Annotated in this window: 20 protein-coding genes; 12 read left to right on the plus strand and 8 right to left on the minus strand. The window is 68.3% G+C overall.

Annotated elements, in window-relative coordinates; translation table 11 throughout:
- Positions 1-46: 46 nt before the first annotated feature.
- A complete protein-coding gene (locus V9K99_RS01815) occupies positions 47-2,449 on the plus strand; it encodes a hypothetical protein (protein WP_337002860.1) in 2,403 nt (800 codons plus the stop codon).
- A gap of 3 nt (positions 2,450-2,452) precedes the next feature.
- Here V9K99_RS01815 and V9K99_RS01820 read toward each other — a convergent pair whose 3' ends face one another.
- On the minus strand, positions 2,453-4,015 hold the full coding sequence (locus V9K99_RS01820) for a glycoside hydrolase family 10 protein (protein ID WP_337002858.1): 1,563 nt from the start codon (positions 4,013-4,015) through the stop codon (positions 2,453-2,455).
- A 244-nt stretch (positions 4,016-4,259) separates the two neighbouring features.
- Here V9K99_RS01820 and V9K99_RS01825 point away from each other — a divergent pair, with 244 nt between their 5' ends.
- The 3 genes from V9K99_RS01825 (at position 4,260) to V9K99_RS01835 (ending at position 7,864) form a co-directional block, all read left to right on the plus strand.
- Positions 4,260-4,766, plus strand: coding sequence for a GNAT family N-acetyltransferase (locus V9K99_RS01825; protein ID WP_337002856.1), 507 nt, complete (start codon positions 4,260-4,262; stop codon positions 4,764-4,766).
- Positions 4,763-5,812, plus strand: a complete 1,050-nt coding sequence (pseI, locus tag V9K99_RS01830) for a pseudaminic acid synthase (protein ID WP_337002854.1) — start codon at positions 4,763-4,765, stop codon at positions 5,810-5,812. The genes V9K99_RS01825 and pseI overlap by 4 nt, the downstream gene beginning before the upstream one ends.
- 681 nt (positions 5,813-6,493) lie before the next feature.
- Positions 6,494-7,864 carry a class I SAM-dependent methyltransferase gene (locus V9K99_RS01835; protein ID WP_337323618.1) on the plus strand — a complete coding sequence of 457 codons (1,371 nt, stop codon included), beginning with the start codon at positions 6,494-6,496 and terminating at the stop codon, positions 7,862-7,864.
- Here V9K99_RS01835 and V9K99_RS01840 read toward each other — a convergent pair.
- From V9K99_RS01840 to V9K99_RS01865, 6 genes are read right to left on the minus strand one after another with little or no spacing between them, the layout of a single operon-like run.
- Positions 7,861-10,095, minus strand: a complete 2,235-nt coding sequence (locus V9K99_RS01840; RefSeq protein ID WP_337002849.1) for a glycosyltransferase family 2 protein — start codon at positions 10,093-10,095, stop codon at positions 7,861-7,863. The two genes, V9K99_RS01835 and V9K99_RS01840, sit on opposite strands and share 4 nt — an antisense overlap.
- Positions 10,095-11,843: a hypothetical protein gene (locus V9K99_RS01845; protein ID WP_337002847.1), complete on the minus strand. Its 1,749-nt coding sequence runs from the start codon at positions 11,841-11,843 to the stop codon at positions 10,095-10,097. The genes V9K99_RS01840 and V9K99_RS01845 overlap by 1 nt, the downstream gene beginning before the upstream one ends.
- On the minus strand, positions 11,836-12,657 hold the full coding sequence (locus V9K99_RS01850; RefSeq protein WP_337002845.1) for a hypothetical protein: 822 nt from the start codon (positions 12,655-12,657) through the stop codon (positions 11,836-11,838). Before V9K99_RS01850 ends, V9K99_RS01845 begins: the two co-directional genes overlap by 8 nt.
- The gene (locus tag V9K99_RS01855; RefSeq protein WP_337002843.1) at positions 12,657-14,936 is read right to left on the minus strand and encodes a glycosyltransferase family 2 protein; all 2,280 of its coding nucleotides are present in this window, start codon (positions 14,934-14,936) and stop codon (positions 12,657-12,659) included. The genes V9K99_RS01850 and V9K99_RS01855 overlap by 1 nt, the downstream gene beginning before the upstream one ends.
- Before the next feature lie 56 nt (positions 14,937-14,992).
- Complete coding sequence (locus V9K99_RS01860) at positions 14,993-15,745, minus strand: N-acetyltransferase (RefSeq protein ID WP_337002841.1); 753 nt, start codon at positions 15,743-15,745, stop codon at positions 14,993-14,995.
- Positions 15,746-15,757: 12 nt separating this feature from the next.
- The gene (locus V9K99_RS01865) at positions 15,758-16,741 is read right to left on the minus strand and encodes a glycosyltransferase family 2 protein (protein ID WP_337002839.1); all 984 of its coding nucleotides are present in this window, start codon (positions 16,739-16,741) and stop codon (positions 15,758-15,760) included.
- Positions 16,742-16,895: 154 nt separating this feature from the next.
- Here V9K99_RS01865 and V9K99_RS01870 point away from each other — a divergent pair, with 154 nt between their 5' ends.
- Positions 16,896-19,046: a hypothetical protein gene (locus V9K99_RS01870; RefSeq protein WP_337002837.1), complete on the plus strand. Its 2,151-nt coding sequence runs from the start codon at positions 16,896-16,898 to the stop codon at positions 19,044-19,046.
- On the opposite strand, the gene V9K99_RS01875 is transcribed toward V9K99_RS01870, so the two are convergent.
- Positions 19,039-20,061, minus strand: a complete 1,023-nt coding sequence (locus tag V9K99_RS01875) for a PseG/SpsG family protein (RefSeq protein WP_337002835.1) — start codon at positions 20,059-20,061, stop codon at positions 19,039-19,041. The genes V9K99_RS01870 and V9K99_RS01875 overlap by 8 nt on opposite strands.
- A gap of 266 nt (positions 20,062-20,327) precedes the next feature.
- Between V9K99_RS01875 and V9K99_RS01880 the strand changes: the two genes are divergently transcribed.
- From V9K99_RS01880 to V9K99_RS01910, 7 genes are all read left to right on the plus strand, one after another.
- Positions 20,328-20,555, plus strand: a complete 228-nt coding sequence (locus tag V9K99_RS01880; RefSeq protein ID WP_337002833.1) for an AbrB/MazE/SpoVT family DNA-binding domain-containing protein — start codon at positions 20,328-20,330, stop codon at positions 20,553-20,555.
- Positions 20,545-20,964 carry a type II toxin-antitoxin system VapC family toxin gene (locus tag V9K99_RS01885; RefSeq protein ID WP_337002831.1) on the plus strand — a complete coding sequence of 140 codons (420 nt, stop codon included), beginning with the start codon at positions 20,545-20,547 and terminating at the stop codon, positions 20,962-20,964. Before V9K99_RS01880 ends, V9K99_RS01885 begins: the two co-directional genes overlap by 11 nt.
- A gap of 109 nt (positions 20,965-21,073) precedes the next feature.
- Positions 21,074-22,054, plus strand: coding sequence for a UDP-N-acetylglucosamine 4,6-dehydratase (inverting) (gene pseB / locus V9K99_RS01890; RefSeq protein ID WP_337002829.1), 981 nt, complete (start codon positions 21,074-21,076; stop codon positions 22,052-22,054).
- Positions 22,047-23,183, plus strand: coding sequence for a DegT/DnrJ/EryC1/StrS family aminotransferase (locus tag V9K99_RS01895; RefSeq protein ID WP_337002827.1), 1,137 nt, complete (start codon positions 22,047-22,049; stop codon positions 23,181-23,183). The genes pseB and V9K99_RS01895 overlap by 8 nt, the downstream gene beginning before the upstream one ends.
- Positions 23,184-23,193: 10 nt before the next feature.
- Entirely contained in the window at positions 23,194-24,585 is a 1,392-nt protein-coding gene (locus tag V9K99_RS01900; RefSeq protein WP_337002825.1) for a hypothetical protein, read from the plus strand.
- A complete protein-coding gene (locus V9K99_RS01905) occupies positions 24,585-25,415 on the plus strand; it encodes a hypothetical protein (RefSeq protein WP_337002823.1) in 831 nt (276 codons plus the stop codon). The genes V9K99_RS01900 and V9K99_RS01905 overlap by 1 nt, the downstream gene beginning before the upstream one ends.
- Complete coding sequence (locus V9K99_RS01910) at positions 25,403-26,140, plus strand: glycosyltransferase family protein (RefSeq protein WP_337002821.1); 738 nt, start codon at positions 25,403-25,405, stop codon at positions 26,138-26,140. Before V9K99_RS01905 ends, V9K99_RS01910 begins: the two co-directional genes overlap by 13 nt.
- Positions 26,141-26,157: the final 17 nt, after the last annotated feature.

Raw genomic sequence — 26,157 nt, forward strand, 5'->3', positions numbered from 1 at the left:
GCTCGCCGCCTGCGACCGCGACTCCGGCGACTCATAGACTTCACCGGTGATCACACCAGGCCGTCGGGCGAAGCGCATGTCCGCCGGCCGGGGCAAGCGGAAGGCTCCGGGCCGGGGCGCGCGGCTGGCGGCGATGGTCAGCCTGCCGGTGCTGCCGATGGCGTGGTTCGTGGCGTTGCAGGAGCATCCGCCCTGGATGCCGGGCGCGTATCTCGGCTACCTGCTGGTCGTCATCGTCGTACCGGGCACGATGTTCTGGCGGCGGCTGACCGGAGGCACCGGCTGGTTCACGACCGACGTCGTCCTCGGTACGGCGTTCGGACTGGCCGTCGAGGCGTTGCTCTACCCGCTCGGGATGGTGTTCAGCATGCCGTTCGCGGCGCTGCTGATGCCGGCGCTCGCCTTCGGGATGTATCGCGCGTTGCCGCGTCGCAAGCTGCCCGAGCGGCCGACGCCGTGGTGGGCGACGGCCGGCGTGATGGTGGTCGTCGGTGTCGTCGCCGCGTGGTTCGTGCGGGTCGGGTCGCAGCTCATCCCGCTGACCGGGCCGAACGCGTTGCGGCCCAACTCGGACGCGCCGCACAACCTCGCCCTGGCCGCTGAGCTGACTCACCACTTCCCGCCGAGGGTTCCGTACGCCGATGGCAAGTGGATGACCAGCCACTGGGCCGCGTACGACCACATCGCCTCGTCACACTGGATCACGAGCATTCCGCTCGACGTACTGACGCACCGGATGGTGCCGCTCGCTCTGCTGTTGCTGACTGTGCTGGGAGCCGCTGCGGTCGGCATGCTGCTCACTGGGCGGGCTGTCGCCGCTCCAATCGCTGCGGGACTCACTGTGCTCGCGGGTGACCTTGCAGCCTGGCCATGGACGGTGTCGGACCGGCTGTTCACGGACAGCCCGTTCTCACTTGGCCAGCTGACCAATCCGCCGCAGGCGTTCTCCACGGTGCTGTTGCTGCCGCTCATCGCGGTCACTGCGTTGCTCCTGCGGCGGAAGCCCGGTCAAACGCGTGCACAGCTGTTTGGATTGTTCGTCGCCGCAGGAGTGCTCGTTGCTGCGCTCGCACTGACGAAGGCGACCGCACTGCCCGTGTACGCCGCTGGGCTCGCAGCAGCGTGGATCTACCTGACCGTCCGGGCTGGTCGGCTCAACTTGCGCGCACTGGTCCTTGGTGTGGGCGTTGCGGCTGCCTATGCGCTGACCTTCTTCTTCGTACTGCGTGGTGCCCAGTCCAGCGTGTTGTTCGACCCCGGTGCGACGTTCGAGCACATGGCTGACCGGATGGGTGGCGGCGGCTCCGCGGTCGCTGTGATCGCTGCAGTGGTGGCCATCGGCTGGCTGATGCCTGCGGTCGGTGCGCTACTGATCCGGCGACGCCTGCCACGCGACCCGATGCCGGTGTTCCTCGTCGTCGGCTTCCTGGCCGCTCTGACGGCCTCGTCCCTGTTGTACGACGAGGGACAGGCCCAACTGTTCTTCGTCCGCACTGGCTTCATCTACGGCGTTCTGCTCGCCACCTGGGGACTCGGGTCGCTGGAGCGTCGTCAGTTCTACGTGGCGGGGATCGCCTTGCTGATCGGGGCCGCCGCCATCTACTGGGGTCGCTACAGGTCGCCTGACTCGTGCACTGGGGCTGAGTGTTTCGGGCAGCCGCTGGCAGTGGCTCTGGTCATCGCAGTACTCGGCATCGGCGTCTTCGGGCTCGTCCTGCGCGGCTCACGTCGTACCTGGGCCGTCATCGCAGTGGCCGTCCTCCTGGGTACGACGGTCTCGCCGACGGCGGTGTCGTTGCGTGAGTTCGCCAAGCCGTCGTTGACGGAGTACGAGTCGATCGCACCCGGTGGGATCGAGGCGGCACGGTTCATCCGGCGGAACTCGGGTTCGGGCGACCGGATCGCCACGAACCTGCACTGCCACCGTGCCCGTGCCTCACACTGCCTGACTGGTTCCTACTGGATCGCCGGGTACGCCGAACGGCGCGTACTCGTCCAGGGCTGGGCGTACAAGGCCAGGGTCGACGACACGTACCCGGACGGGGTGCAGAGCAGCTATTGGGACGAGGAGAAACTCCGTCTCAACGACGAAGCCTTCACCGACCCGACGCGCGAGGTACTCGAGACACTGCGGACCCGGTACGGCGTGCAGTGGCTGCTGCTCGACGAGCGCGTCAGTGCACCGCCGAAGAACCTGGACCGGCTCACCGAGCTCCGCTTCCAGTACGGGACCGTCCGGGTCTACCAGCTCTACCCACCGCCGCCGTCGAACCCGTTCCCGACGCCGACGCCGACCACCTCGCCGACAGGGTTCCCGACGCAGACTCCGTCGTCACCGGGCCAGACCTTCCCGACTCAGAGCTTCCAGACGCCGACGACCTCGCCGACGTTCCCCACCGGCACTCTCCCGACGCAGATCACCACCACGCCGGGCTTCCCGAGTCCCTGACCGTCAGCGCAGCGACACCGCCGGGATCGGCACGCTCTGGTTGGAAAGACGGTCCAGGGCGGTGACTGTGTAGATGTACGCCGTGCCCGGCGTTGCCGTCGTGTCCAGGTAGGACTCAGTCGACCGGACCGTGCCAATCAGGTTGCGGGCGTCGTTGTCGGGGCAGTGGTCGCCACCGGTGAGCTCACGACGATAGACGGCGTACGACGTGGTGTCGGCCGACGTACGCCGCCAAGTGACCTGGACACCGTCGGTCGTGCGAGTGGCGCGGACAGCGTGGACCGGGAGAGGTGCACGCGAGTCCAGCGAGGGCATGGTCGGGATGAGCGCGGGCCGGGTGTACCAGGTGCTGTTGAGCAGGCTGGTCGCACCGAGGCGGTCGGCACGGACGTCTTTGGCCGAGAAGTAGATGTTCCCCTTCACCTCGGGGATCGTGCTGTCGAAGGCCAGGTGGTCGCTCAGCTCGGCCGGGTCCGACCAGTCCGGCGACTGGGTCGACGTACCGACCTTGTACGTCGCCTCACCGATGTACAGGTGTACGTCGGTACCGCGGACCTGCTCGGCCCACCACGGGACGATCTTGTTGTAGTCGGCCGGCGCGAACCCACCGGCCCAGTACACCTGCGGGACGATGTAGTCGATCCACTCCTCGCGCACCCAACGCCGGGTGTCCGCGGACAGGTCGTCGTACGTCTGGACCCCGGCGGTCGTGTCGGAGCCCTCCGGGTCGGTGCCCTTGTTGCGCCAGACCGCGAACGGCGAGATGCCGAACTTCACCCACGGCTTGACGGCCTTGATCCGGTCCTGCATCTCTTGGATCAGCAGGTCGATGTTGTTCCGCCGCCACTCGGCCAGTGTCGGGAAGCCGGCGCCGTACTGCGCGTACGTCGCCGCGTCGTCGAAGACCTGGCCGGCCACCGGATACGGGTAGAAGTAGTCGTCGAAGTGCACGCCGTCGATGTCGTAGCGCGACACCGCGTCCATGATCGCGTCCTCGACCAGCTTGCGGGCCGCGGGGATACCGGGGTTGTAGTACAGCTTCCCGCCGTACTTGACGACCCAGTCCGGGTGCTGCCGCGCCGGGTGCTCGGGCACGAGGGTGTTGATGTCCGTGCCCATCGAGAGCCGGTACGGGTTGAACCAGGCGTGCAGCTCGAGGTTGCGCTTGTGCGCCTCGGCGACGGCGAAGGCCAGCGGGTCGTAACCGGGGTTGCCGCCCTGCTTGCCGGTCAGGTACTGCGACCAGGGCTCGACCGTGGACGGCCAGAACGCGTCCGCGGTCGGGCGCACCTGGAGGATCACCGCGTTGTGGCGCTGCCGGACCGCGTCGTCGAGCCAGCCGATCAGCTCGGCCTGCTGCTGGGCCGCGGACAGACCGGTCTTGGACGGCCAGTCGATGTTCACCACCGACGCCACCCAGGACGCGCGGAACTGCCGAAGCGGTGTGGTCGCGCTAGGGGCGCAACGCTCATCAGGAGCCGGCGCGGCGGACGCCGTACCGGACAAGCCGCTCAGCAGCAGACCCGCCGTCATCCCGAGGACGCCCATGACTCGCCAGACTCTCATGTCACTCTCCGACCATCTTCGCTGGTGAACTCGAAAGATGTTTACACACCAAGGCGGGTGTAGAGAAGACGCTGCGCCTCGTCAAGGGGCGTTGGTGCGACTAGCGGTGGTCCAGTCGTTCGCTGGCAAGGCGGAGGAGGAGAGCAATGCGGAGCATTGCGCGACGACGACAACGCCGCCAGCGGGCGTCTGGGGCGCCGCTAGGCGTGCCGAACGCTCCTTGACGAGGCGCTAGGTTAGGTGCATGCTGCGCAGCGCCACAGAACAGGATGTCGACACGATCCGGCGGTTGCGAAACCAGCAGGCCAATCGCGATGTCAGCATCACCGCGCACGAGATCAGCGCCGACGAGCACGCCGCGTGGTGGGCGAAGACCTCGGTCGACCCGACCCGCCGGGTGCTGATCTACGAGCGTGACGGTACGACGGCCGGAGTGGTGAACTTCTTCGACGTCGAAGGATCGACCGGCTCGTGGGGGTTCTTCCTCGACGCGGACGGGCTGGCCGAGCGGGGTGAGACGTTGCCGGCGTGGATCGAGGTGATGCGCGAGGCGACGTCGTACGCGTTCGACGAGCTCGGCCTCGAGCTGCTCACCGGCGAGGTGCTGGCGCACAACACCGTGGTCCGGCAGATGAACCGGCGCTTCCGCTTCACCGAGGGAACGCCGGAGATCCGGTACGCCGACGGCCGCGAGCTGACCGTGATTCCGATCAGCCTGCGCAAGCAGGACCGCAGACAGGGGAAGAGATGAGCACCATCCATTTCGGTGCGGTGCCGGTGGGGCCGGATCACCAGCCGTTCGTCATCGCGGAGATGTCGGGGAACCACAACGGCGATCTCGAGCGGGCCAAGGACATCGTCCGCGCGGTGGCGGAGTCGGGTGCGCAGGCGCTGAAGCTGCAGACGTACACCGCGGACACGATGACGCTCGACGTCGATCTGCCGGCGTTCCGGCTGCCGTCGGAGCACGAGCTGTGGAGTGACGCCCGGCTCTACGACCTCTACGCCGAGGCACACACGCCGTGGGAGTGGCACGAGCCGATCTTCGAGCTGGCGTCCTCACTCGGGCTGGTCGCGTTCTCCTCGGCCTTCGACCAGACGGCCATCGACTTCCTGGAGAAGCTGGACGTCCCGGCGTACAAGGTCGCCTCGAACGAGATCGGCGACCTGCCGCTGGTCCGCGGGATGGCGGAGACCGGCAAGCCGATCATCATCTCCACCGGCTCGGCCACCCTCACCGACATCGACGCCGCGGTCCGCGCCGCCCGCTCCACCGGCAACGAGCAGATCATCGTCCTCTCCTGTACGGCGAGCTACCCCGCGCCGGCCGAGCAGTCGAACCTCCGCGCCATCCCGGTCCTCCGCGACGCCCTCGGCCTCCAGGTCGGCCTGTCCGACCACACCATGGGCATCGGCGCCGCCATCGCCGCCGTCGCGCTGGGCGCCACCGTCATCGAGAAGCACGTCACCCTCGACCGAGCCGACGGCGGCGTCGACTCGGCCTTCTCCCTCGAACCCGCCGAGCTCGCCGCCCTGGTCGAGAACACCCACATCGCCCACCTCGCCCTGGGCGAACCCGTCATCGGCCCCAAACAAGCCGAACAGAACGTCCTCCGCTTCCGCCGCTCCCTCTACGTCACCCAAGACGTCAAAGCCGGCGACCCCGTCACCCCCGAAAACGTCCGCTCCATCCGCCCCGCCGGCGGCCTGCCCCCCGACCTCTACCAGCAGGTCGCGGGCCGCCCCTTCCGAACAGACACCAAAGCCGGCACCCCCCTCACCTGGGACCTACTCTGACCAGCCTCGAGACTGACCTACGCCGGCACTGATGCCGCCCGAGGTGGGCTGACCAACCAGAGTGAGGGTTGGCACACCGGAATCTGGTTGGCCAACCCACGCTGAGGTGGGCTGACCGGGGGCGCGGCTCCGGGGCTGCGTGAGTGTCGTGGCGGTGTGCGCCGCAGAGGTGTGCCCGGCATGTGGCCAGGTTCGTCCGCATGGCGGGATTCCCGGACCGAAAGCCAGGTGCCGGTCCGGACCTGGGACACCAAATGGGGAGCTGGGACATCGCACCAGATGTCCCCGGTCCCGAGAAGGTGTCCCAGGTCCCGACTCTACCCCGCAATCCGCCCGCATACCGGACTTATCCGGCCTACCAGTCACGCACCCTGGTGGGCCCGAACCGCCTCGGTCGTCGACCCACCAGAGCGTGGGTTGACACACCGGAATCTGGTTGGCCAACCCACGCCGAGGTGGGCTGGCCCACGACAGATGGAGGGGCGGTGTCGTGCGGGCCGAGGCCCCCTCCTGCTGGGATCATGCGGTGTCGAGGCGTGGTAGCGGGAAGGTTTGGGCGTGAGCGAGTACTTGTTGTTTCCGGGGCGGCATCATGTGTTGACTCGGTTTCAGGCGGAGTTTCTGCGCGAGCGTGCCGAGGGCACGACCGTGGTGTGGGCGGTGACTTCGGCCAATCACCATATGACCAAGCGGAATCCGGTGGGGTTCGATCGGCGGGAGGCAGCGATCGAGCGGTTCAGTGTGACCGAGGGGATTCGGTCGATCGTGGTCGGGGTGGTGGATACGCGGCCGACGGACGAGTTCGCCGAGGTGACGGTGAAGGCCATCGAGGCGGGGACCGATGATCTCGTCCGGTTGACGCCGGCCAACACCGTGGTGGCTTGTTCGACGCCCGAGGTGAGCAAGTTGTACGAGCAGCTTGGGTACGACGTGATCGGGGTCGAGCCGCCCGGCGTCGCGCGGCCGTGGGACGTGCTGCTGATGATTGCCGAGGGCAACGATGGGTGGCGGGAGCTGGCGCATCCGGCGACGGTGGACGTGTTCGAGCGGTACGGGCTGGACGCGCAGATCACCCGGTGTGTGAACGATCCGGTGGTCGGCGACGACGGCGGGCTCACCACGACCCGGGACTACAAGACGTACGCCGACGCCTTCGAGGACGCGGCCGACCGGAAATGGCAGCAGATCAAGGACTTCGTCCGCCCCGGGCGGATCCTCGACATCGGCTGCGCGACCGGCGCGACGCTGCAACTGATCGACGCGGACCCGCGCTTCCACGAGTCGGACCTGATCGGGGTCGAGGTCGCCCGGCACCTGTACGCCGAATGCGTGCACAAGAAGGAGCAGGGTCGCTTCGACAATCCGAATGTCTACTTCTACCAGCGCAACATGCTCGGCTCGACCGTCTTCCCGCCGCGGTCGATCCACACCACGCTGACCCTCGCGCTCACCCACGAGATCTGGTCGTACGCCGACGGCTCGCGGCCCGAGACAGTCCAGCGATTCGCCGAGGCCCTCTTCGCCCACACCGCGCCCGACGGCGTCTGGGTCAACTCCGACGTCTGCGGACCCACCGAGCCCGATCGTCCCGTCGTACTGCGACTGGACGACAGCGACGGCACGAACCCGGCCGATATCACCGAACTCGAGTCGCTCGACGACCCAGCGTCGTACGTGCGCCAACTGTCCACCCGGGCGAGGTTCTTCCAGTTCGCCCACGACTTCCGGCGCAATGCGCGTGTCCCGTTCGAGTACGACGTACACAAAGACGGCCTGGTGCTCCGCCTGGCGAACGCGATGGACTTCCTGACCCGGAAGGACTACGTGGACAACTGGCTGAGCGAGACGCACGAGCAGTTCTGCGGACTGAACTTCGCCGGCTGGTCCGCGGTCGCCGAGCGGGCCGGATTCACCATCGACCCGGCCTCGAAGGCGTGGCGGAACGACTGGGTGATCGACAACCGGATCGCGCCGGTCGCCTCAATCACCACCCCGGACGGCGACCCGATCGACTGGCCCGACACCCACCAACTCCTGGTCGCCCGCCGCTAACGCACCTCGACGTGCAGCGTCCCCGCCTGCGGCCGAACGGCGAGGGTGTGCGCGCCGCACGAGATCGTCAACGGCAACCGGCTGGACAGGAAGGGATCGCACTGCACGGCGTGTGACGAACCGTCCGGCGCCGTCGCGAACAGGATCCAGTCCGCCGGTCGCGTCAACGCGTCCACCTCCACGACGGCCGCCCAGCCGTCATCCGAGACCGTACGGCGGCATGACACGTCGACATGGTCGTCGGAGTCGGCCAGGTAACGCCGCCAGCCAAACTCGACGTCGCCCCAGTCAGGACCCCGCACCACCAACATGTTGCCAGCAGCAACAGCAGCGGTGGCCGTCATCCGGATCGGTGACTCGTGCAGGTTCACGTACCCACCCGTGGAGCGGGTCAGCATCACCACCCGGCCGCCCTCGGCATGCGACACCAGCCGCTCGCCGGCCGTCCACAACAGCACCTGCTCCTGCCCCTCGGGACCGCGCAGCCGGAACGCCCGCGTCGTCCGCTGGCTGAACGGGTCGTCCGGGTTCGTCTCCTCGAGGACGGGCCGGAGTGGCAACCGAGCGGTGAAGTCCAGCCCGTCGACCTCCAACGGGACCTGTTCCTCACCGCCCGACATCGGCCGGGTGACGAACAACGACGGCCGGTCGAACGACGACCGCCCGTGCAGGACCAGCGCATCCGGAGTCTGCTCGACCGAGGTCAACCGGCACGGATCCTTCAGCCGCCGGATCGCGAAACAACCGTCCGCGCCGCGACCGGGCTGGATCCAGCTCGTCTCGTCGATCCACGCCCCCGGAGGCCACCCCGGGCTCCCTGCCTGTTGCCCGCGCAGCAGGTCCCGCCGCCGTACCCGACCGGACTTCATCCGTACGTCGAAGTACGCCGGACCGGCCGTGCACTTGGCGAGCAGCTCGCGATCCAGCCGTACGTGGAACCCGACCATGCGCTCGTCACCGCGCACATCCGTCGCGGCGTATCGCCGTACCCGCAACGGATAAGGCCGCCCGGCGATGACGAGCGAGATCCGGAGGCTCGACGAGCTGTCGGTCTCCAGGTGACGGATCTCGGCCGTGCCCTTGACCGACAGCTCACCGTCGACCCATGTCACCTCGCGCACACTCGTCGCCAGGGTCAGGTCGTCCTCCGACGCCTGGAACAGCTCCTGCGGTACGGCGGTCTTACGGACGCCCGGATAGTCGAGCTGCCACCGCCCCCACGGACGGGCCACCGCGCGCACGTCACGCAGTCCGCCGTCGTTGCGGAACACCGCGAGCCGCCGGAGTAGGTCGAGGTCCCCGGACCGGATCGCCGCATACTGCAGCCGGTCGAACCGAGGTGCCGCACCGAGCACCGACTCATCGAGCCGATCAAGAAGGTCGTGGGCGAGCCCGAGGAGTTGCTGCTCGTCCTGCTCGGGCACCGTGGCGAAGGCCGTCAGCACGGCGAGCAGGTCGATCTGGGTGAAATGCGAATGCACTCCCTGGCGGATCGACGGCTCGGCATCCTCGACCAGATCCAGCACCAGACCGGCCGAGACGACCCGGTCACGGAGGTTGCCGAGCTGGAACTTCTGCTGGGTGATCGAGTCACCCGACTCCCGCTCGCGCCAGTAGTACACCGGCGCAGCGAGGGTGTCGACCGTGACCGCGTCGAGGTGAGCCTTGAGAGTGACCGGGTAGTCCTCGTAGCGGATGGCCGGGAAGCGGTACCCGTACTCGTTCCAGAACGAACGCCGGTAGACCTTGTTCCAGACCATCCGGTCCAGCACGAGCTCAGGTGTCTCCGACACATGCGTGGCGAGCCGGTCGGTGGTGAAGCACTGTCCATGCAGCCAGGACGGCCGGACGCCATAGCTGTTGTTGAACCGCCGCGCGTTGCCGCCGGCGAAGTCCGAGCCGGTCCGGTCCAGCGTCCGCACCAACATCCCGAACCCGTGCCGGGTGACCAGGTCGTCGCTGTCGACAAAAGCGACGTACTCCCCGACGGCGTGTTCGACACCGGTGTTGCGGGCTGGTCCGAGTCCGGCATTGTCCTGCTGGACGATCCGGAACCGGGAGTCGCGGGTGCAGAACTCCTTCGCCACGACCGCGCTGTCGTCCGGTGAACCGTCGTCGACCAGGATCGCCTCGAAGTCGGTCCAGGTCTGCCGCGCGATCGAGTCCAGACAGTCGCCGATGTAGGCACCGACGTTGTAGAACGGCACCACCACACTCAATCGCGGCGTCATCATCGTCTGCGCAGGCGGCGAGACACCTTGCGAACCACCACGCGCGGCCGGCGGATCTGAGCGGCGTGGAAGATCACCCGGGAGACGGCGTACGTGCGTGACCCGCGGATGCGATCGTGGTCCACGGTCAGCTTCTGCAACTGGGTGCGGAGTTCGCGGATGCGATTCTCCCGCGTCTTCATCGCCTTGTTCCGGAACCCGAGGGTGCGCTCCAGACCGAAGACATGCCCCTTGAGCTCGACCAGCTCCTGCTGGGCCCGCTCGGCCGCGGCCAGGGCAGACCGTACGTCGGGCGCGGTCCGCTCGCGCGTCTCCAGCACGAGCGCCAGCTCCTCCGCGAGTTGCTTGCCACGAGCAACTTGTACGGCGGACGCCGGCGGAGTGTCAGGTGAGGTCGCCGGCACGGATTCCAGCGGTTCGACACCGGACATCCCCAGCCAGGCGGAGACCAAGTCATCACCGACCATCCACGGCGGCCAGGGATGGCGATGGTGCTGCCCGATCAGCCGGTCGTGGAACCTGTACCAGGCGGCCGCGAGCAAGTCCTCTTTACCTGTTGGCTCCGCGGTCACCCACGGCGAAACCCCGTGAGCAAAGCTGTCTCCGTCAACCACGACGTCGTCCCACCGGAGAACGACAGAAGAATCAGTCGCCCATTCCCCGAGGCGAGCGGCCAGCTTGCGGAAGGCCGGCACATCTTCGGCGGCGGCCAGCCGGACGAGCACGGACTCGACGGTCACCCCGCTGGGAACGTCAACGGGTACGACGCTCGCGTCGAAGCGCGGTGTGGTCGCGGAGGGCGCGGCATCGGAGGCCGGAGCATCGAGGGCCGGAACGTCGGGGGCGGCGACTGCGGTGGTCGCAGGCGCGGTGGTGGTCGGCGGCCCGACGATGGTGGTTTGCCAACCAGTTGGCACCCGATCCGCGGTGAGGACTGCCTGGCCGGTCTGGGCGTACAGGTCATGCGTAGCGTTGGTGCCGGAGATCGCGAGCCAGCCGGTGGGAATAGCCGGTAGCAGGCCGGCCCGGGCGGCCGAGTCGACGCCTTGATCGATCGGCGACAGCAGCGGAACGTCCAGGGCTTCGAGTGCTTCCGCGGCCAACCGGGTCGGCAACTCCCCCGGGCGAGCAGCCGCCGCGACCTCCGCCGTGACGAACATCCGGGAGCCGAAGTCGGCGTACACCTGTGCGGTCCACGGCAGCGCGGACGCGAGCTGATCGACCGACACCGGGCGGGTCGGGTCGTTGTGCAGCGGACGCCACTCGTCGTCCCCATGCCGCTCGTCGGCCGGACGGCTGTCCAGCAGATTCACCAGGGCGAACTCGTTCTCGAGACCGATCACGACCACCGCATCCGGAGCAGCGAGTGCCGCCAAAGCGTCCATCCGCTCGGTCCAGCTGAGGTCGCCACTGTCGTAACCGAGCACCCGGTCGAGACCGTCGGCAGCGACAACCACCTCGAACGGTTGCGCCGACGTCAACCCGTCCAGAGCACCAGCGACCACCTGGAGGCAGGGCCCGAAGTCCTCGGCCAACTGCTGCGCATCCGAGACGGAGCGAACCAGGATGGTCACGTCGGCGGAGTGCTCCAGAACCGACTCGATCAGCAGTGGCGAGTGCGGCCCGACGATCAGCGTCCGGCGGTTGGCTGGGACGACCTCGGTCAGCAGCGCCGCCAGGGCCGGCTGATGCGCCGTCCGATCGGTCCACGGTTGCATCTCGCCGCGAACCACCTGCACCTCAGACACGCTCTCTCCAATCGAACAGCATCCGCAGCTCCGCGGCCGGCATCATCCAGGGCTTGCCGAGTTCCAGGTCGGTCGTGGCCCGGGCGGCTTCCAGGTCGATCGACGTACCGAGCATCTCCGGCCAGAGCCGCTCGATCCGGCTCTGCCCGCCGAACAAGGGGTTCTCGCCGTCCATCTCCATCGGGTCGCCGTACACCGCCGGTTCGCAACCGGCCGCGACGCCGTAGAAGATTGCCGTCGACAACCGGTTGGCGGCGACCCGCTTGTGCCGCCGCAGCTCGTCCAGCTGCTTGAACAGGAAGCGCCGGTCCGTCCCCTCGTAGGAGAACCCGCGCCGCCCGAACGACACCACCCGGAAGCCCGCGTCCTCGTAGAACCCGCGGACCTCGGGGCGGTCGTACTCGGTGTAGTAGAGGCTGAAGGTGACCGGGCCGGGTTCGGTCTCCCGGATCTCGTCGATCAGGCGCTGGTGGTCACCGTGGATCTTGCCGCCTTCCCAACCGTGGAAGAGGAACCACAGCGTTCCCTCGCGCTCGACCGGCTCGGTCTCCTGCTCCAACTCCAGCAGGTAAAGGAAGGGTGCGCCGATGCTGTGGTAGTTCCGCCGCCCCAGCGAATGCCCGCGCCGCCGCGGTGCGTCGCTCCAGGTGAACCGCCAGGCGCCGTCGTAGAACTCGTGCACCGGGTTCCACCCGCAGCCGATGTTCCAGCCGTGCTGCAGATATCCGCGCAACCGGGGCGGGTGATCGAAGTCCAGACCCGCATAGCGGGACAGGATGTGCGCCTGACCGTAGTAGTGATTGTGATGATGCATCAGCGCACCTCCACGTGCAGAGTGCCGGCATGTGGTCGTACGGCGAGAGCGTGAGAATCACGCGAGATCGTCAGGGGCAACCGGCTGTACAGGAAGGGCTCGCACTGCACGGCGTGCGACGAGCCGTCCGGCGCCGTCGCGAACAGGATCCAGTCCGCCAGCGAGGCCAACGGGTCGTCGGAGACCCGGTCCGCCGCCTCGGGAATCAACGCGTCCACGTCGACAGCCGCTTCCCAGCCGTCCTCGGACAACGTACGGCGACAGGCCACATCGAGGTGATCGTCGGAGTCGGCCAGGTACCGCCGCCAGCTAAACCCGGCGTCACCCCCATCCCCGCGCACCACCAACATGTTGCCTGCAGCAACCGCAGCCGTGGCCGTCCGCCGGATCGGGGACTCGTGCAGGTTCACGTACCCACCGGTCGACCGCGTCAGCGTCACCACCCGGCCGCCCATGGTCTGCGAGACCGCGGAGTCACCGGCCGTCCACAGCAACACTCGCTGCTCCCCCTCGGGACCGCGGAGCCGGAACACGCGCGTCGTCCGCTGCCCGAACGGGTCGTCCGGATTCGCCTGCGCCAGGATGTCCCGGATCTCCAGCCGGGCGGTGAAGTCGCGACCGTCGACCTCCAACGGCACCTCGTCCTCGCCGCCGAGGATCGGCCGGGTGACGAACAACGACGGATCGTCGAACGACGACCGGCCGTGCAGCACCAGCGCATCCGGGGTCCGCTCGACCGAGGTCAACCGGCAAGGATCCGTCAGTCGCCGGACCGCGAAGCGTCCGTTCTTGCCCGGGCCAGGCTGAATCCAGTTCGTCTCGTCGATCCACGCACCGGGCGGCCAACCGGGACTTCCCGGCCCCTGCCCACCGAGCAGGCCCCGGCGACGCCGCCGCCCGGACGTCATCTGTACGTCGAAGTGCGCCGGATCGGCCGTGCAACCGGCGAGCAACTCGCGATCCAGCTGGACCTCGAACCCGACCATCGTCGTGTCCCCGTGCAGGTCCAGCGCGTCGTACCGCCGTACCTCGAGCGGATACGCAGTGTCGTCGATGACCAGGGAGATCTGCAGGCTCGAGGATCGGTCGGTTTCCAGGTGACGGATCTCCGCAGTGCCCTTGACCGACAACGCGCCGTCGACCCACGCGACCTCGCGCACACTCGTCGTCAGAGTCAGGCTCTTCTCCGAGACCCGGTACAGCTCCTGCGGTACGACGGCCGCACGCAGGCCCGGGTAGTTGTAGTCGAGCCGCCGGGGCCGCCGCTGCCGGGGCACAGCCCGGGCGCCGCCGCGCAGTCCGCCGTCGTTGCGGAAGACCGCGAGCCGCCGGAGCAAATCGACGTCCCCGGACCGGAGCGCCGCGTGCTGAATCCGGTCGTACCGGTGGGCGGTGGCCAGAACCGAGTCGTCGAGCCGATCGAGCAGCTCGCGGGACAGCTCGACGAGGTGCTGCTCCTCCTCGACGGGCACCGAGCCGAACGCGGACACCAGGGTGAGGAGGTCGATCTGGGCCAGGTGCGCGTGCACCCGCCGGCGGACCACCGGCACGCTGTCCTCGACGAGGTCGATTACCATCCCGGCCGAGACGACCCGGTCGCGGATGTTCCCGAGCTGGAACCTCTGCTGGGTGATCGACTCACCCGACTCCCGCTCGCGCCAGTAGTAGACCGGCTGGGTGATCGTGTCCACGGTCACCGCGTCCAGGTGGGCCTTCAGCGCGACCGGATAGTCCTCGTAGCGGATGGCCGGGAAGCGGTACCCGTACTCGGTCCAGAAGGACCGCCGGTACACCTTGTTCCAGAGCATCCGGTCCAGGACGAGATCGGGCACCTCGGTCACGTGGGTCGCGTGCCGGACGCGGGCGAAGGGTTGCCGGTGCAGCCACGACGGCCGGACCCCGAAGCTGTTGTTGAACCGCCGCGCGTTGCCGCCGGCGAAGTCGGACCCGGTCCGGTCAAGCGTTCGGATCAGCGCCGCGAAGCCGTGCCGGGAGACCAGGTCGTCGCCGTCGACGAAGGCCAGGTACTCGCCCGTCGCCTCGCGGATCCCGGTGTCCCGGGCCGGCCCGGGACCGGCGTTCTCCTGCTGGACGACCCGGAACCGGGGGTCCAGCGCGCAGAACTCCTTCGCCACCACCGCGCTGTCGTCGGGTGAGCCGTCGTCGACCAGGATCGCCTCGAAGTCGCTCCAGGTCTGCCGCCGGATCGAGTCCAGACAGGCTCCGATGTACTCACCGACGTTGTAGAAGGGCACCACCACGCTCAGCCGCGGCGTCACTCCGGCAAAACTCCCCTCGGCTGTCGCTCAGGTATGCGTGCCCCCCAAAGCACTCTCTACCCAGCGGCAACGAGGTGGACCGTCAGAAGGTTATGCACCGGCTCGAATCCGTACCGGGCCCAGACCCGCTGGATGCCGGTGTGGTGTGACTGAGTCGACACGACCAGCCGCCTGGTCGTGCAGGCGTCCTCGATCGAGGCGAGCAGGTGACCGTAGCGGCCACGGCCCTGTTCGGCCGGTACGACGCCGGCCAGCTGGATCTCGGTCCACGAGCGCTGCTGATCGACCGACCCCAGTGCGAGGACCCGCCGGTCGGGGCCGCGCAGCACCACCGCGCCCACGTCGGCGATCCGCCGCCGGGCCCACTCCTGCCGACCGGCCAGCGCGAGGCCGCGGTCGAAGATCGGGTTGGCGCAGTAGTGGTTCCCGGAGTCGCCGAAGACGTCCGCGACCAGGTCATCCACGAGTACGTCGTCGGCCGTCGGCTCCACCTGCGCGGTGAACCCGGCCAGGGGCGCCGGCCGCCGACCCTTGCCGACCGGGAGCGCCCAGTACGTGACCGTGTCGGCCAGCAAGGCCTGCCGCGGTCCGCTCGACAGCGCGGCGAACCAGGTGGTCTCCCGCGCTGGGTAGCGCAGCACGATCACGTCGGCGGTCGACTTCTCGACCGCGGCCAGCACTTCGGCCAGCGGCGTACCGGCCGAGGCGGACACCGACATCCGGTCGATCGAGACCCCGAACCGCTTCGCCGCGTCCACGGACGGCCGCACGGTCAGCTCACCGGCCTCGAGCGCGTCGTACCAACTCATAGGGCAGGGAGCTTAGTCGCTGTCGTCGACGGTCTCCGAGTAGGTGTGGTGTCCGGGGTCTTCGAGGCTGTCGTAGCCGACGAGGAACTGCGGGCGGCGCTGACTCGACTGGAAGAGCCTCGCGACGTACTCGCCCAGGAGGCCGAGGCAGAGGAGCTGGATCGCGCCGATCACGCTGACCGCCAGCACGGTCGACGTCCAGCCCGGGATACTGCGGCCGGTCAGCTTGATGATCAGCGCGCCGACCACGAACAGTCCCGACATGAGACCACCGAGCAGCCCGAGCCAGGTCGCCAACCTGAGCGGCGCGGCCGAGAACGCGGTCACGCTGTCGAAGGCCAGCCGGAGCATCTTCGAGAAGTTGTACTTCGTCGTTCCGGCGGCCCGCTCGGCCCGGACGTACTGCACTTCCGTGCTGGGAAACCCGAGCCACGGGATGACGAGTCGGAACACCCGGCCGTCCTCCGGCAACGCGTTGACCGCATCGACCACCCGCCGTGAGACGAGCCGGAAGTCGCCCGCGTCGAACGGGATCTGCTTGCCGACCAGCCGGCACATCAGCCGGTAGTACATCCGGGCAGTCGTCCGCTTCAGCCAGGTGTCACTCGACCGGTCCGACCGGACGCCGTACACGACATCGACATCCTGCTCGCGCGCCGCCGTCAGGAACTCCGCGATCACCTCCGGCGGATCCTGCAGGTCGGCGTCGATCGTGACGACGTACTCACCCCGCGCCCGCCGGAAGCCGGCCGACTGCGCGGCCTGATGCCCGCTGTTCCGCAGCAGCCGTACGACGCGCAACTGCGGCCAATCCGTGGTCGCCTTGAGCAGCAGCGCCGCGGTCTGATCCCGGCTGCCGTCGTCCACCACGACCAGCTCGTAGGTGATCCCGAGCCCGTCCAGCACCGGGTGCATCCGCTCGAAGAAGATCGGCAGCACCTCCTCCTCGTCGTACATCGGGACGACGACGGAGAGCACGGGTTGATCGGGTCGCATGAAACCTCCCGATCGGGACAGTACTCGTGGTGACACTCCGCATTCGTGACGCAACAGGTTTCACATTAGTGTTACAGCCATGCGCGCGAGGGCGAGGCGGCGGGGGCCGAGAACGGCGGGGCCTTCCCTTTCCGGTCTACTGGCGGGCGTCGCCGTGCTGATCCTGGCGATCGCCCTCCTGTTCCAGCACTCGACCCTCACCGAGGTCGGCCGGTTCGTGCTGTTCACCGGGCTCGGGATCGCGCTGCCCGGGTTCACGCTGTGGCGGCTGATCGGTCACTACGGACGCAACCTGGTCGAGGACTTCGCTGCCGGGTTCGCGGTCGGCACCGCGGCGCAGATCGTGGTCTACCTGGCCAGCGCGTCGATCGGTCTGCAGGAGTGGTCCTGGGTCTGGGCGCCCGTCGTACTGGTGATCTCGTTCGTCGACAGCGACGTACGGACACGGGTCTGGCGCCGGGTCGACCAGCCGATCCGGCCGCTCCAGGCGTGGTTGCTGGCGGCGGCGACAGCGGTCGTCGTACTGGTCGTCTATCGCCGTGGTCCGGGGCAGTTCCTGCCGGCGTACACAGACCCGCTGCGGTCGTACCCGGATCTCGCCTTCCAGCAGGCGCTCGCGGCCAGCGCGAAGTACGACGTACCGATCTCGACGCTGTGGCTCGGCGGCGAGCCGATGAAGTACCACTCGTTCTTCCACCAGTCGACGGCCGCGACGGCGTGGGCGACGCGGATCGATCTCACCGACCTGATCCACTCGCTGACCTGGTTGCCGTTGTTCCTGGCCGGGTGTGGGCTCGTCTTCGCGTTGACCACGCGGTTCACGCCGACCGCCGAGTCGGGTGCGACCTGGGCCGGGCCGCTCGCCGTACTGATCGCCGGTCTTGGTGGAGCCGTGCAGCCGTTGTCCGATGCCGGACTGGGCGGGATCTCGACCGCGGTGGCGGCGTACCTGAGTCCGACGCAGAACCTCGGCGTACTGATCGCGCTCGCGCTTTGCATCGTGGTGGTCGACCTGCTCCGGTCAGACCGACCTCGGAGCCGCTGGGTGTTGCTGGTGCTGCTCGCGTTGGTCGCGGCCGGTGCGAAGTCGACGATCCTTCCGCTGCTGGGATTCGGGTTCGCCTTCGCGTTCGTGCACCTGGCGATGATTAGGCAGAGCACGCGTACGGCGTTGATCGGCGGCGTGCTGTCGTTCGCGATCTTCCTGGCCGCGCTGGTGGCGATCTTCGGCGGCAGTACGTGGGGGACGGAGGTGAAGCCGTTCCAGACGTTCGTGCAGTTGGCGCCGTACCCGATGCTCGTGGCCGAGCCGCATGCACAGTTGTTGTCGGCGGCCACGACCTTGCTGAGCTGGGGTCTCGCGGCATCGGGGTTGCTGTTTCTCGGCCGGAAGTGGCGCGATCCGGCGACGGTGTTCCTGGTCGGGTTCTCGGTTGCGGGGTTGCTGGGCACGCTGCTGACGACGCAGTCGGGGGTCAGCCAGCTGTACTTCCTGCGGACGGCTTTTCCGGTGGTCGCCGTACTGGCGTGTGTTGGATTGGCCGATCTGGTCGGGCGGCTCGGCGATCGACGCGGTGTGGTGCTCGTGGGTGCGGCCGGGGCGTTGGGGCTGGTGGCGCTTGCTTTCGCCCGGGTCGAGTCGGCTGACCTTCCTGGGATCAAAGGACCGTGGCTGTGGACGGCCGCTGCGCTTGGATCCGTCGCGGTGGTGGTTGCCCTTGTCTGGAGGGTGTTCCGGCGACCGGGCAACATTCTGGTCGCGTTCCTCGCGGGTGCGGTCGCGGCGAGCATGATCGGTGCCGCGCTGGTTCCGTTGCAGGCGTTCGGTTCGGACAAGGCGTCGAACCTGGTCTTCGCGCACCCTGGTCGCGGTGGGGCGACGGCGGCAGAGGCCGGTGCGGCGATGTGGTTGCGGCGGAACAGCCGGCCGGGTGATCTGATCGCGACCAACGCACACTGCATCATCCAGAGCGAGGGGGTGTGCGACAGCCGGCACTTCTGGATCGCCGCGCTGTCGGAGCGGCCGGTGCTGATCGAAGGCTGGTCATATTCCAACCAGGCCAACCGGATCGCGCTCACCACAGGCGGGAATCCTTCGCTGATCCCTTACTGGAACAGGGAAGAACTGGCCGCCAACGACACAGCCTTCACCGTGCCGACGCCGGCAGCGATCGAGCGGCTGCGCAAGGTCGGCGTCCGTTGGCTGTACGCCGACAATCGGGCCGGGAAGGTGTCACCCGCGTTGCGCAACTACGTCCGGCTCCGGCACGCGACCTTGGACGCGACGATCTACGAGCTCAGGTGAGCGCCATCAACGCGTCCGCGACCCGGGTCCGACCGTTGCCGTCGACAAGCTTCCAGCCGGCAGTGGCCAGCCGGGACCGCTCGGCCGGATCGGTGAGCAGTCGCTTGAGTACGGCGGCCGCAGTGGACGGATCCGCCTTGAGATCGGACAGCACGCCGACGCCCACCGCCGTACCGGTGGCGATCGCGCGTTCGTAACCCATCACCTGGTTGTCCACGACACACACGAGCCCGGCCGTCGCACCGAGACATAGCAGCTCCCAGGTCGACGTACCTGACGCACTGATGGTCAGATCGGCCGCGCGTACCTCTGCCGCCAGGCGATCCGTCGGGCCGATCACGTCGACTCGCTGGTGTGGCGCGAGCTCTGTTGCGGCGATCTGCGCGGCCAGTTCCGCGCCGGGTGCAACCACGGTGGCCTCGAACGGTACGCCGGTCGCCGCGAGCGCCTGAACGACGTACGGACCGGCTCCGAACGCATCGGTTCCGCCGAAGAAAGCGAACACCTTCGGTACGGCGGACGGTCGTCGTACTGGCGGATCTGCCGGTCGGAGCGCGAGGATCTCGTCGCGGATCATCACGTACCGGAGGCCCGCGAGCCTGACTGTGTTGGCCGGAATGTCCGGGTGGTCCAGCTCGGCGGCCAGGTTCTGGTCCACCAGGACGTCCGCCTCGGCGCCGCGGAAGTCGCCGTCGACGATGGCGAGCGTGGGGACACCGGTCGCACGGACGGCCGGGTACACGGACGCGTCGAGGTCGTAGGAGTCGAAGACGACCGCATCCAGCCGCAGCCGCCCGACCAGCTCGACGTGCTCGGCCGGCGTCCACACCGCCGGCTCCAGCGCGATCCCCCGCGCCGCGATCTGCGCCGCGGCCCACGGCACCGTGTGCGCGTCGCACACGAACACCACCTCGAGCCCGCGGCGCAACAGCTCCTCCGCCAGCGCCAGGCAGCGCATCACGTGCCCGATCCCCCGCCCCGGCCCCACATCACACCGAACCCCGACACGCTCCACGCCCCGACCGTATATCGCTTTCCGGGTTGAGCCTCGGTCCGTGGATCCTGGCAGCAGCGAGCAGGTGCTCGGCGGAGTGCAGCGCAAGGCGGAGGGCGAGGCACGGAGTGGGGTTCTCCGTGCCTCGCCCTCCAACGCCGCGATGTGCCCGCCGAGTGCCGCGCAGCGCGGCAGGATCCACGGACCGAGGCTCCGGCCCCGGGTGAGAATCCGCACTTGTGGATAGACTGGTAATACGTAGGAGACGTACTACGTAGGAGGCTAGGATGCGGCTGAACAGCAAGGGCCAGGTGACGATTCCGGCCGAGCTCCGGCGCAAGCACCATCTCCACGAGGGGGACGAAGTGACAGTGATCGAGGCGGCGGACGGGCTGCGGATCGTGCGGGTGGCGGAGGCCGAGACCCGCGGCCAGCGGCTGGTCCGGGAGATGCGCGGCCGGGCGACGACCGCGATGAGCACCGAGGAGCTGATGGAGCTCCTGCGTGGCGAGTGAGCTTCCCACCGTTCTGGTCGACACCTGTGTGCTGCTCGACATCCTGACCGACAGCCGGGAGTGGGGCGGCTGGTCGGCGGAGGCAGTGGCCCAGGCACGGGACGAGGGCGAGCTGGTGATCAACCCGATCATCTACGCCGAGGTGTGCGCCGGGTTCGACCGGATCGAGGACGTCGACGCCGCCCTCCCGGTGATGGATTTCCGGCGCGAGCCGCTGCCCTTCCACGCCGGTTTCCTGGCCGCCCACGCCTTCGTCACCTACCGTCGGCGCGGCGGCGCCAAGACCTCTCCGCTGCCCGATTTCTACATCGGCGCGCACGCCGCGGTGCAGCGCTACCGCGTGATCACCCGTGACACCAAACGCTTCCGGACGTACTTCCCGCGGGTCGGTTTGATCACCCCGAACTAACTGGTCCAAAAGCCGTCTGGATTGGGGAGGCCTGGAAACGGGCAGCTATTGTTCGAGTCTGCACTGCGCGTGTGGTGCTGGAAACTGTCCGTCAGAAGGGTCCGCCGACGTGTCCATCCTCACCGGCTCCGACATTCTCGTCACCGGCGGCACCGGGTCCTTCGGCCGGGCTTTCGTCCGGCATGCCCTCGACCAGCTGAACCCGCGCCGGATCATCGTGTTCAGCCGGGACGAGCTGAAGCAGTGGGAGGTCCGGCAGCTGTTCGGCGACGACCCGCGGCTGCGGTTCTTCCTCGGTGACGTGCGGGACCGGTCCCGGCTGCTGCGGGCGATGCACCGGGTCGACTACGTCGTCCACGCGGCAGCGCTGAAACAGGTCGACAGCGGTGAGTACAACCCGTGGGAGTTCGTCCAGACCAATGTGATCGGCTCGCAGAACGTGATCGAGGCTGCGATCGACTCGGGCGTGAAGCGAGTGGTGGCGCTGTCCACCGACAAGGCGTCCAGCCCGATCAACCTGTACGGCGCGACCAAGCTGACCGCCGACAAGCTGTTCATCAACGGCAACCACTACGCGGCGGCGTACGACACCCGCTTCAGCGTGGTCCGGTACGGCAACGTGATGGGCAGCCGGGGCTCGATCATCCCCAAGTTCAAGGCGCTGCACGCGGCCGGCGAGTCGCTGCCGATCACCGACCTGCGCTGCACCCGGTTCCTGATCACCCTGCCGCAGGCGGTCGAGTTCGTGGTCGACTCGTTCGAGCTGATGACCGGCGGCGAGCTGTACGTGCCGCGGATCCCGTCGATGAAGGTCACCGACCTGGCCGAGGCGATCGCCCCCGGCGCGAAGATGCACGATGTCGGCCTGCGCCCGGGCGAGAAGCTGCACGAGGAGATGATCAGCCCGGAGGAAGGCCGCCGCGCGCTCGCGATCGGCAACCGATTCGTCCTGCAACCCGACCTCGCCACCTGGGGCTACCTGCCCCCGTCGGACGGGATCCCGGTGGTGGACGGATTCCACTACGCCTCGGACACCAACGACCAGTGGTACTCGATCGACGAGATCCGCAAGATTCTCGAGAGTGACTAGCTCGATGCTGCCCTACGGACGCCAGTCGATCTCGGCGGAGGACATCGAAGCGGTCACCGCGGTGCTGCGCGGTGACTGGCTGACCACCGGGCCTGCAGTCACGGCCTTCGAGACCGCAGTGTCCGAGCTGACCGGTGGGTACCGCGTCGTCAGCTGTACGTCGGGCACGGCTGCGCTGCACATCGCGTACGCCGCCCTGGGCATCGGGCCGGGCGATGAGGTCGTCACCACACCGATGACGTTCGTCGCCACGGCCTCGACCGCCGCGATGCTCGGCGCTTCCGTGGTCTTCGCCGACGTCTCCGAGGACACCGCGCTCATCGACCCTTCGGCGGTAGAGGCAGCGCTGACCGAGCGCACGAAGGTGATCGCTGCCGTCGACTATGCCGGCCAGGCCGCCGACTACGCGTCCCTGCAGCCGCTGGCCGATCGCGTCGGCGCCCGCACCCTCGCGGACGCGGCCCACTCGATCGGCGGCACCGCCGACGGCCAGCCGATCGGCGATCTGGCCGACGTCACCACGCTGTCCTTCTTCCCCACCAAGAACCTGACCACCGGCGAAGGCGGCGCGGTGGTCTGCAAGGACCCGTCGATCGGCCAACGGGCCCACGAGTTCCACTTCATCGGGCTGGTCCGCGATCCGGACCGCTTCGAGATCACCGACGAGGGACCTTGGCACCAGGAGGTCCACGAGTACGGCGTGAACTACCGGCTCACCGACATCGCCAGCGCCCTCGGCTTGTCGCAACTCAAACGCTTGGCCGACTTCAAACGGCGCCGGGCCGAGATCACCGCGCGTTACAACGACGCACTGCGTGACGTGGACGGTCTGCGTACGCCCACCCAGCGAGCCGGCGTGGATCCGGCCTGGCACCTCTACCCGGTCCGCGTCCTCGGCGGTCGCCGGCGCGAGGTCTTCGAGGGGATGCGCGCAGCCGGTATCGGCGTCCAGGTGAACTACATCCCCGTCTACTGGCACCCGGTGTTCGCCCAGCAGGGCTACCGCCGCGGCCTCTGCCCGAACGCCGAGGCGTTCTACGCCGAAGAACTGTCCCTTCCCCTCTTCCCGGACCTGACCGATGCCGACGTCGACCGGGTGATCGAGACCCTTGTGAAGCTGGTTCGTTAACGTGATTGCTGTGACCCGATCGAATCTGGTCGGCGGCGAGATGCTCAACTGGTCGGATCTGCACCCGGTCGACGCCCGCCCCGCGGCCGCCGGACCCGCCGCCGCGGAGCTCCTCACCGCTGCCCTGCAGCCAGGCGACTCCGTGCTGATCGCCGGCCCGCACGCCCTGGACCTGATCACCGACGTCGCCGGACAAGTCACCTCCGTCGACGTCCTGGTCCGGTCCGCGCCGGACGCCGAGGAGATCGCCGAGCTGCTCGACGACACCAAGGGTGAGGTCCACTGCGGCTCGCTGGATCGCTTCCGCGGCGACGAGACGTACGACGTGATCGTCGCGCTCGACGGACTCGAACGACTCGTCGGTCCCGACACGGCCAAGCTGACCTGGGCAGACGCTCTCACCACGCTGCGCAACCGGCTCTCGCCCAACGGTCGCTTCCTCTTGGGAGCGACGAATGCCTTTGGTTTCGAGCGTTTGATCCAGACCGACATCACCGCGGCGCTCCCGCGCAACGAGGACTGGGCGCGCGATGTCGCCGACAGCGCACCCGCCGGCCTCAAACCACTGCAGGCGGAGTTGAAGGAAGCCGGCCTCGATATCTCGCAGACCTACGGGGTGTTCCCGTCGCTCGTCGAGGCCCGGGTCGGCCTGACCTCCCTCGATGGCTTGGCCGGTGCGGTCGCGGCCCGGGCTGTTGCCAAACGCAACGCCGGTCCCGTCCTGATGGACCCCTACCGGCTCGTGCTGGATGCCGCTGCGGCCGGCATGGCCCTCGATCTGGCACCCGCCTGGTATTTCGTTGCCGGTGCCACCGATCTGCCAACTGTCGTCCCAGCGGGCATCGTCCCTGACGGGCCCGGGGTGTTGCTGGAGGAGCACCTCCTCTCGGCCCTGCGCGTCGACGACCATGCGGAATTGCGCCGGATCATCCCCGAGTACGTGGCCTGGCTGGAGGCCGGTCACAACGGGTCTCCGGACAACGTGATTCTTGACGGGACGTCGTACCGGCTCTTCGGGGAAAGTCAGGAACTCGACGTCATCGGGCATCTGGCACGCTTCGTCCGGCGCTCGCTGGAAAGTGGCTCACGGCAACCGTGGCCGGCTGGCGGTGACGTGCACGCGTTGACTGCACGGCTCGCCTCGATGGCTGGAATCACTGTGCCGGAAGAGCTTTCGATGCCGACTGAGGTAGTCAGGCCGTTGGGCAGTGCCGAGCAATTGGCGACCGTTGCGCGACTGTCCGAGGAGCTGGCCGCGGCGAGTGCGCGGGCGATCCTGTTCGAGGGAACGGTCAGCGGGATACGGCGATCGCTCCCTTACCGGGTCGGCCACGCGGTGCTGAATCCGGCTCGCGTGATCCGTCGACGGGTGCGGCGCGTCCTGCGGAAGGTACGGCGCTGATGCACCACGCCAATCACTTCTACGGGCACGCGAACATCATGGCGTCGTACGCCGGACTGACTCGACCACAAAGGGCGAAGCCGCCGCGGATCTGGGGGTACCTCCAGCACGGCTGGAACATCCTGGACGGATTCGCCCACGGCACCGCATTCGCACCGGGGCTGCCGAAGTACGTCTGGTCGGACAGCGTCCGGCGGCGTGGCTGGTCGATGGGTCTGCGCAACTACTCGGTGATCGGCTCGGTCTGGCTGTATCTGCTGAAGAACCGTCCCGAGCTTGCGAGTCCTTCGCAACGTGCCGAGGGCACCATCTTCTACCCGTTCCACGGCTGGGAGGGCCAGCACGTGCTCGGCGACCACGGCCGTATCGTTGCCTCCATCAACGAGCACGAGACCGGCCCGGTGACCGTCTGCCTGTACTGGAACGAGTACGAGAAGCCGGCCATCCGCAACGTCTACCAGGACGCCGGGTTCCGGGTCATCACCCACGGCTACCGGGGCCTGCACTGGCGCCGGACCGACGCCCAGTTCCTGGTCAAACAACTGCGCGAGCTCCGCAAACATCGGCGCGTCGCGTCCAACCGGCTCAGCTCCGCCGTCCTGTACGGCGCCTCGATCGGCCTGCAACCCGGGGTCTACGGCGACCCGATGGTGCTGGAGAACGAACACCCCTCGTTCGGCGGCCAGGCCAGGATCAAGCGGCTGTGGCCCGACATGGACCAACCCTTCGTCCCGCCCGCGATTGCCCGCGAGTTCACCGACACCGAGCTGGGAGTCGACCATGTCGCCTGCCCGGCCGAGATCCGGGAGATGTTCCGGTGGAACCTCTGAAAGTTGCCGTCGTCACCCAAGCGCGGGCGACGAGCACCCGACTGCCTGCCAAGGTCCTGCTGGAGGCCGGCGGCCGCACCTATCTCGAGCACCACGTGGACCGGTTGCGGCGTACCGGCCTTCCGGTGATCGTGGCAACGACCACGAACAGCAACGACGACCCGATCGTGGAGCTGTCCGAACGCGCCGGGATCCCGTACTTCCGCGGCAGCGAGGACGACGTGCTGAGCCGGTTCGCCGGCGCGGCTCGCGAGTTCGGGCTGGACGGGGTCGTCCGGGTGACCTCTGACTGCCCGCTGATCGACCCGGACATCGTTGCCTCCGGCGTCGAACGCTGGCGGGCCGAGAACGACGAGAGCGTCTACCTGTCGAACTGCCTCGAGCGGACCCATCCGCGCGGAATGGACTACGAGGTGTTCTCGGCGGCCCGCCTGTTCGAGGCGGACGAGCGCGCCACGCTCCGGGCCGACCGTGAGCACGTCACGCCGTACCTGCACCAGAACCGGCCGGGCGACATCCGGCTGGTGAGCCTGCCCTGGTCGGGCGGCGGATCGCAGTACCGGCTGACGCTGGACACCGAGGACGACCGGCAGTTGCTGCACACCCTGATCGAGGATTTCGCCGCGGACAAGCTGAACTGCGCCGAACTGGTCGCGCTTTTGGACACTCAACCGGAGCTGGCCACGCTCAACGCGCACATCGAACAGAAGAAGCTCGGCGAGTGACCACGCGCCAGCCCGCC

The sequence above is a fragment of the Kribbella sp. CCNWLW201 genome (assembly GCF_037203805.1).
In the GTDB taxonomy this organism is placed as follows: domain Bacteria; phylum Actinomycetota; class Actinomycetes; order Propionibacteriales; family Kribbellaceae; genus Kribbella.

Coding starts and splice junctions, on each gene's coding strand:
- V9K99_RS01880 (WP_337002833.1), top strand. CDS start 20,328: ATGCGGCTGAACAGCAAGGGCCAGGTGACGATTCCGGCCGAGCTCCGG.
- V9K99_RS01850 (WP_337002845.1), bottom strand. CDS start 12,657: ATGCATCATCACAATCACTACTACGGTCAGGCGCACATCCTGTCCCGC.
- V9K99_RS01860 (WP_337002841.1), bottom strand. CDS start 15,745: ATGAGTTGGTACGACGCGCTCGAGGCCGGTGAGCTGACCGTGCGGCCG.
- V9K99_RS01905 (WP_337002823.1), top strand. CDS start 24,585: ATGCACCACGCCAATCACTTCTACGGGCACGCGAACATCATGGCGTCG.
- V9K99_RS01820 (WP_337002858.1), bottom strand. CDS start 4,015: ATGAGAGTCTGGCGAGTCATGGGCGTCCTCGGGATGACGGCGGGTCTG.
- pseI (WP_337002854.1), top strand. CDS start 4,763: ATGAGCACCATCCATTTCGGTGCGGTGCCGGTGGGGCCGGATCACCAG.
- V9K99_RS01865 (WP_337002839.1), bottom strand. CDS start 16,741: ATGCGACCCGATCAACCCGTGCTCTCCGTCGTCGTCCCGATGTACGAC.
- V9K99_RS01835 (WP_337323618.1), top strand. CDS start 6,494: ATGACCAAGCGGAATCCGGTGGGGTTCGATCGGCGGGAGGCAGCGATC.
- V9K99_RS01840 (WP_337002849.1), bottom strand. CDS start 10,095: ATGACGCCGCGATTGAGTGTGGTGGTGCCGTTCTACAACGTCGGTGCC.
- V9K99_RS01825 (WP_337002856.1), top strand. CDS start 4,260: ATGCTGCGCAGCGCCACAGAACAGGATGTCGACACGATCCGGCGGTTG.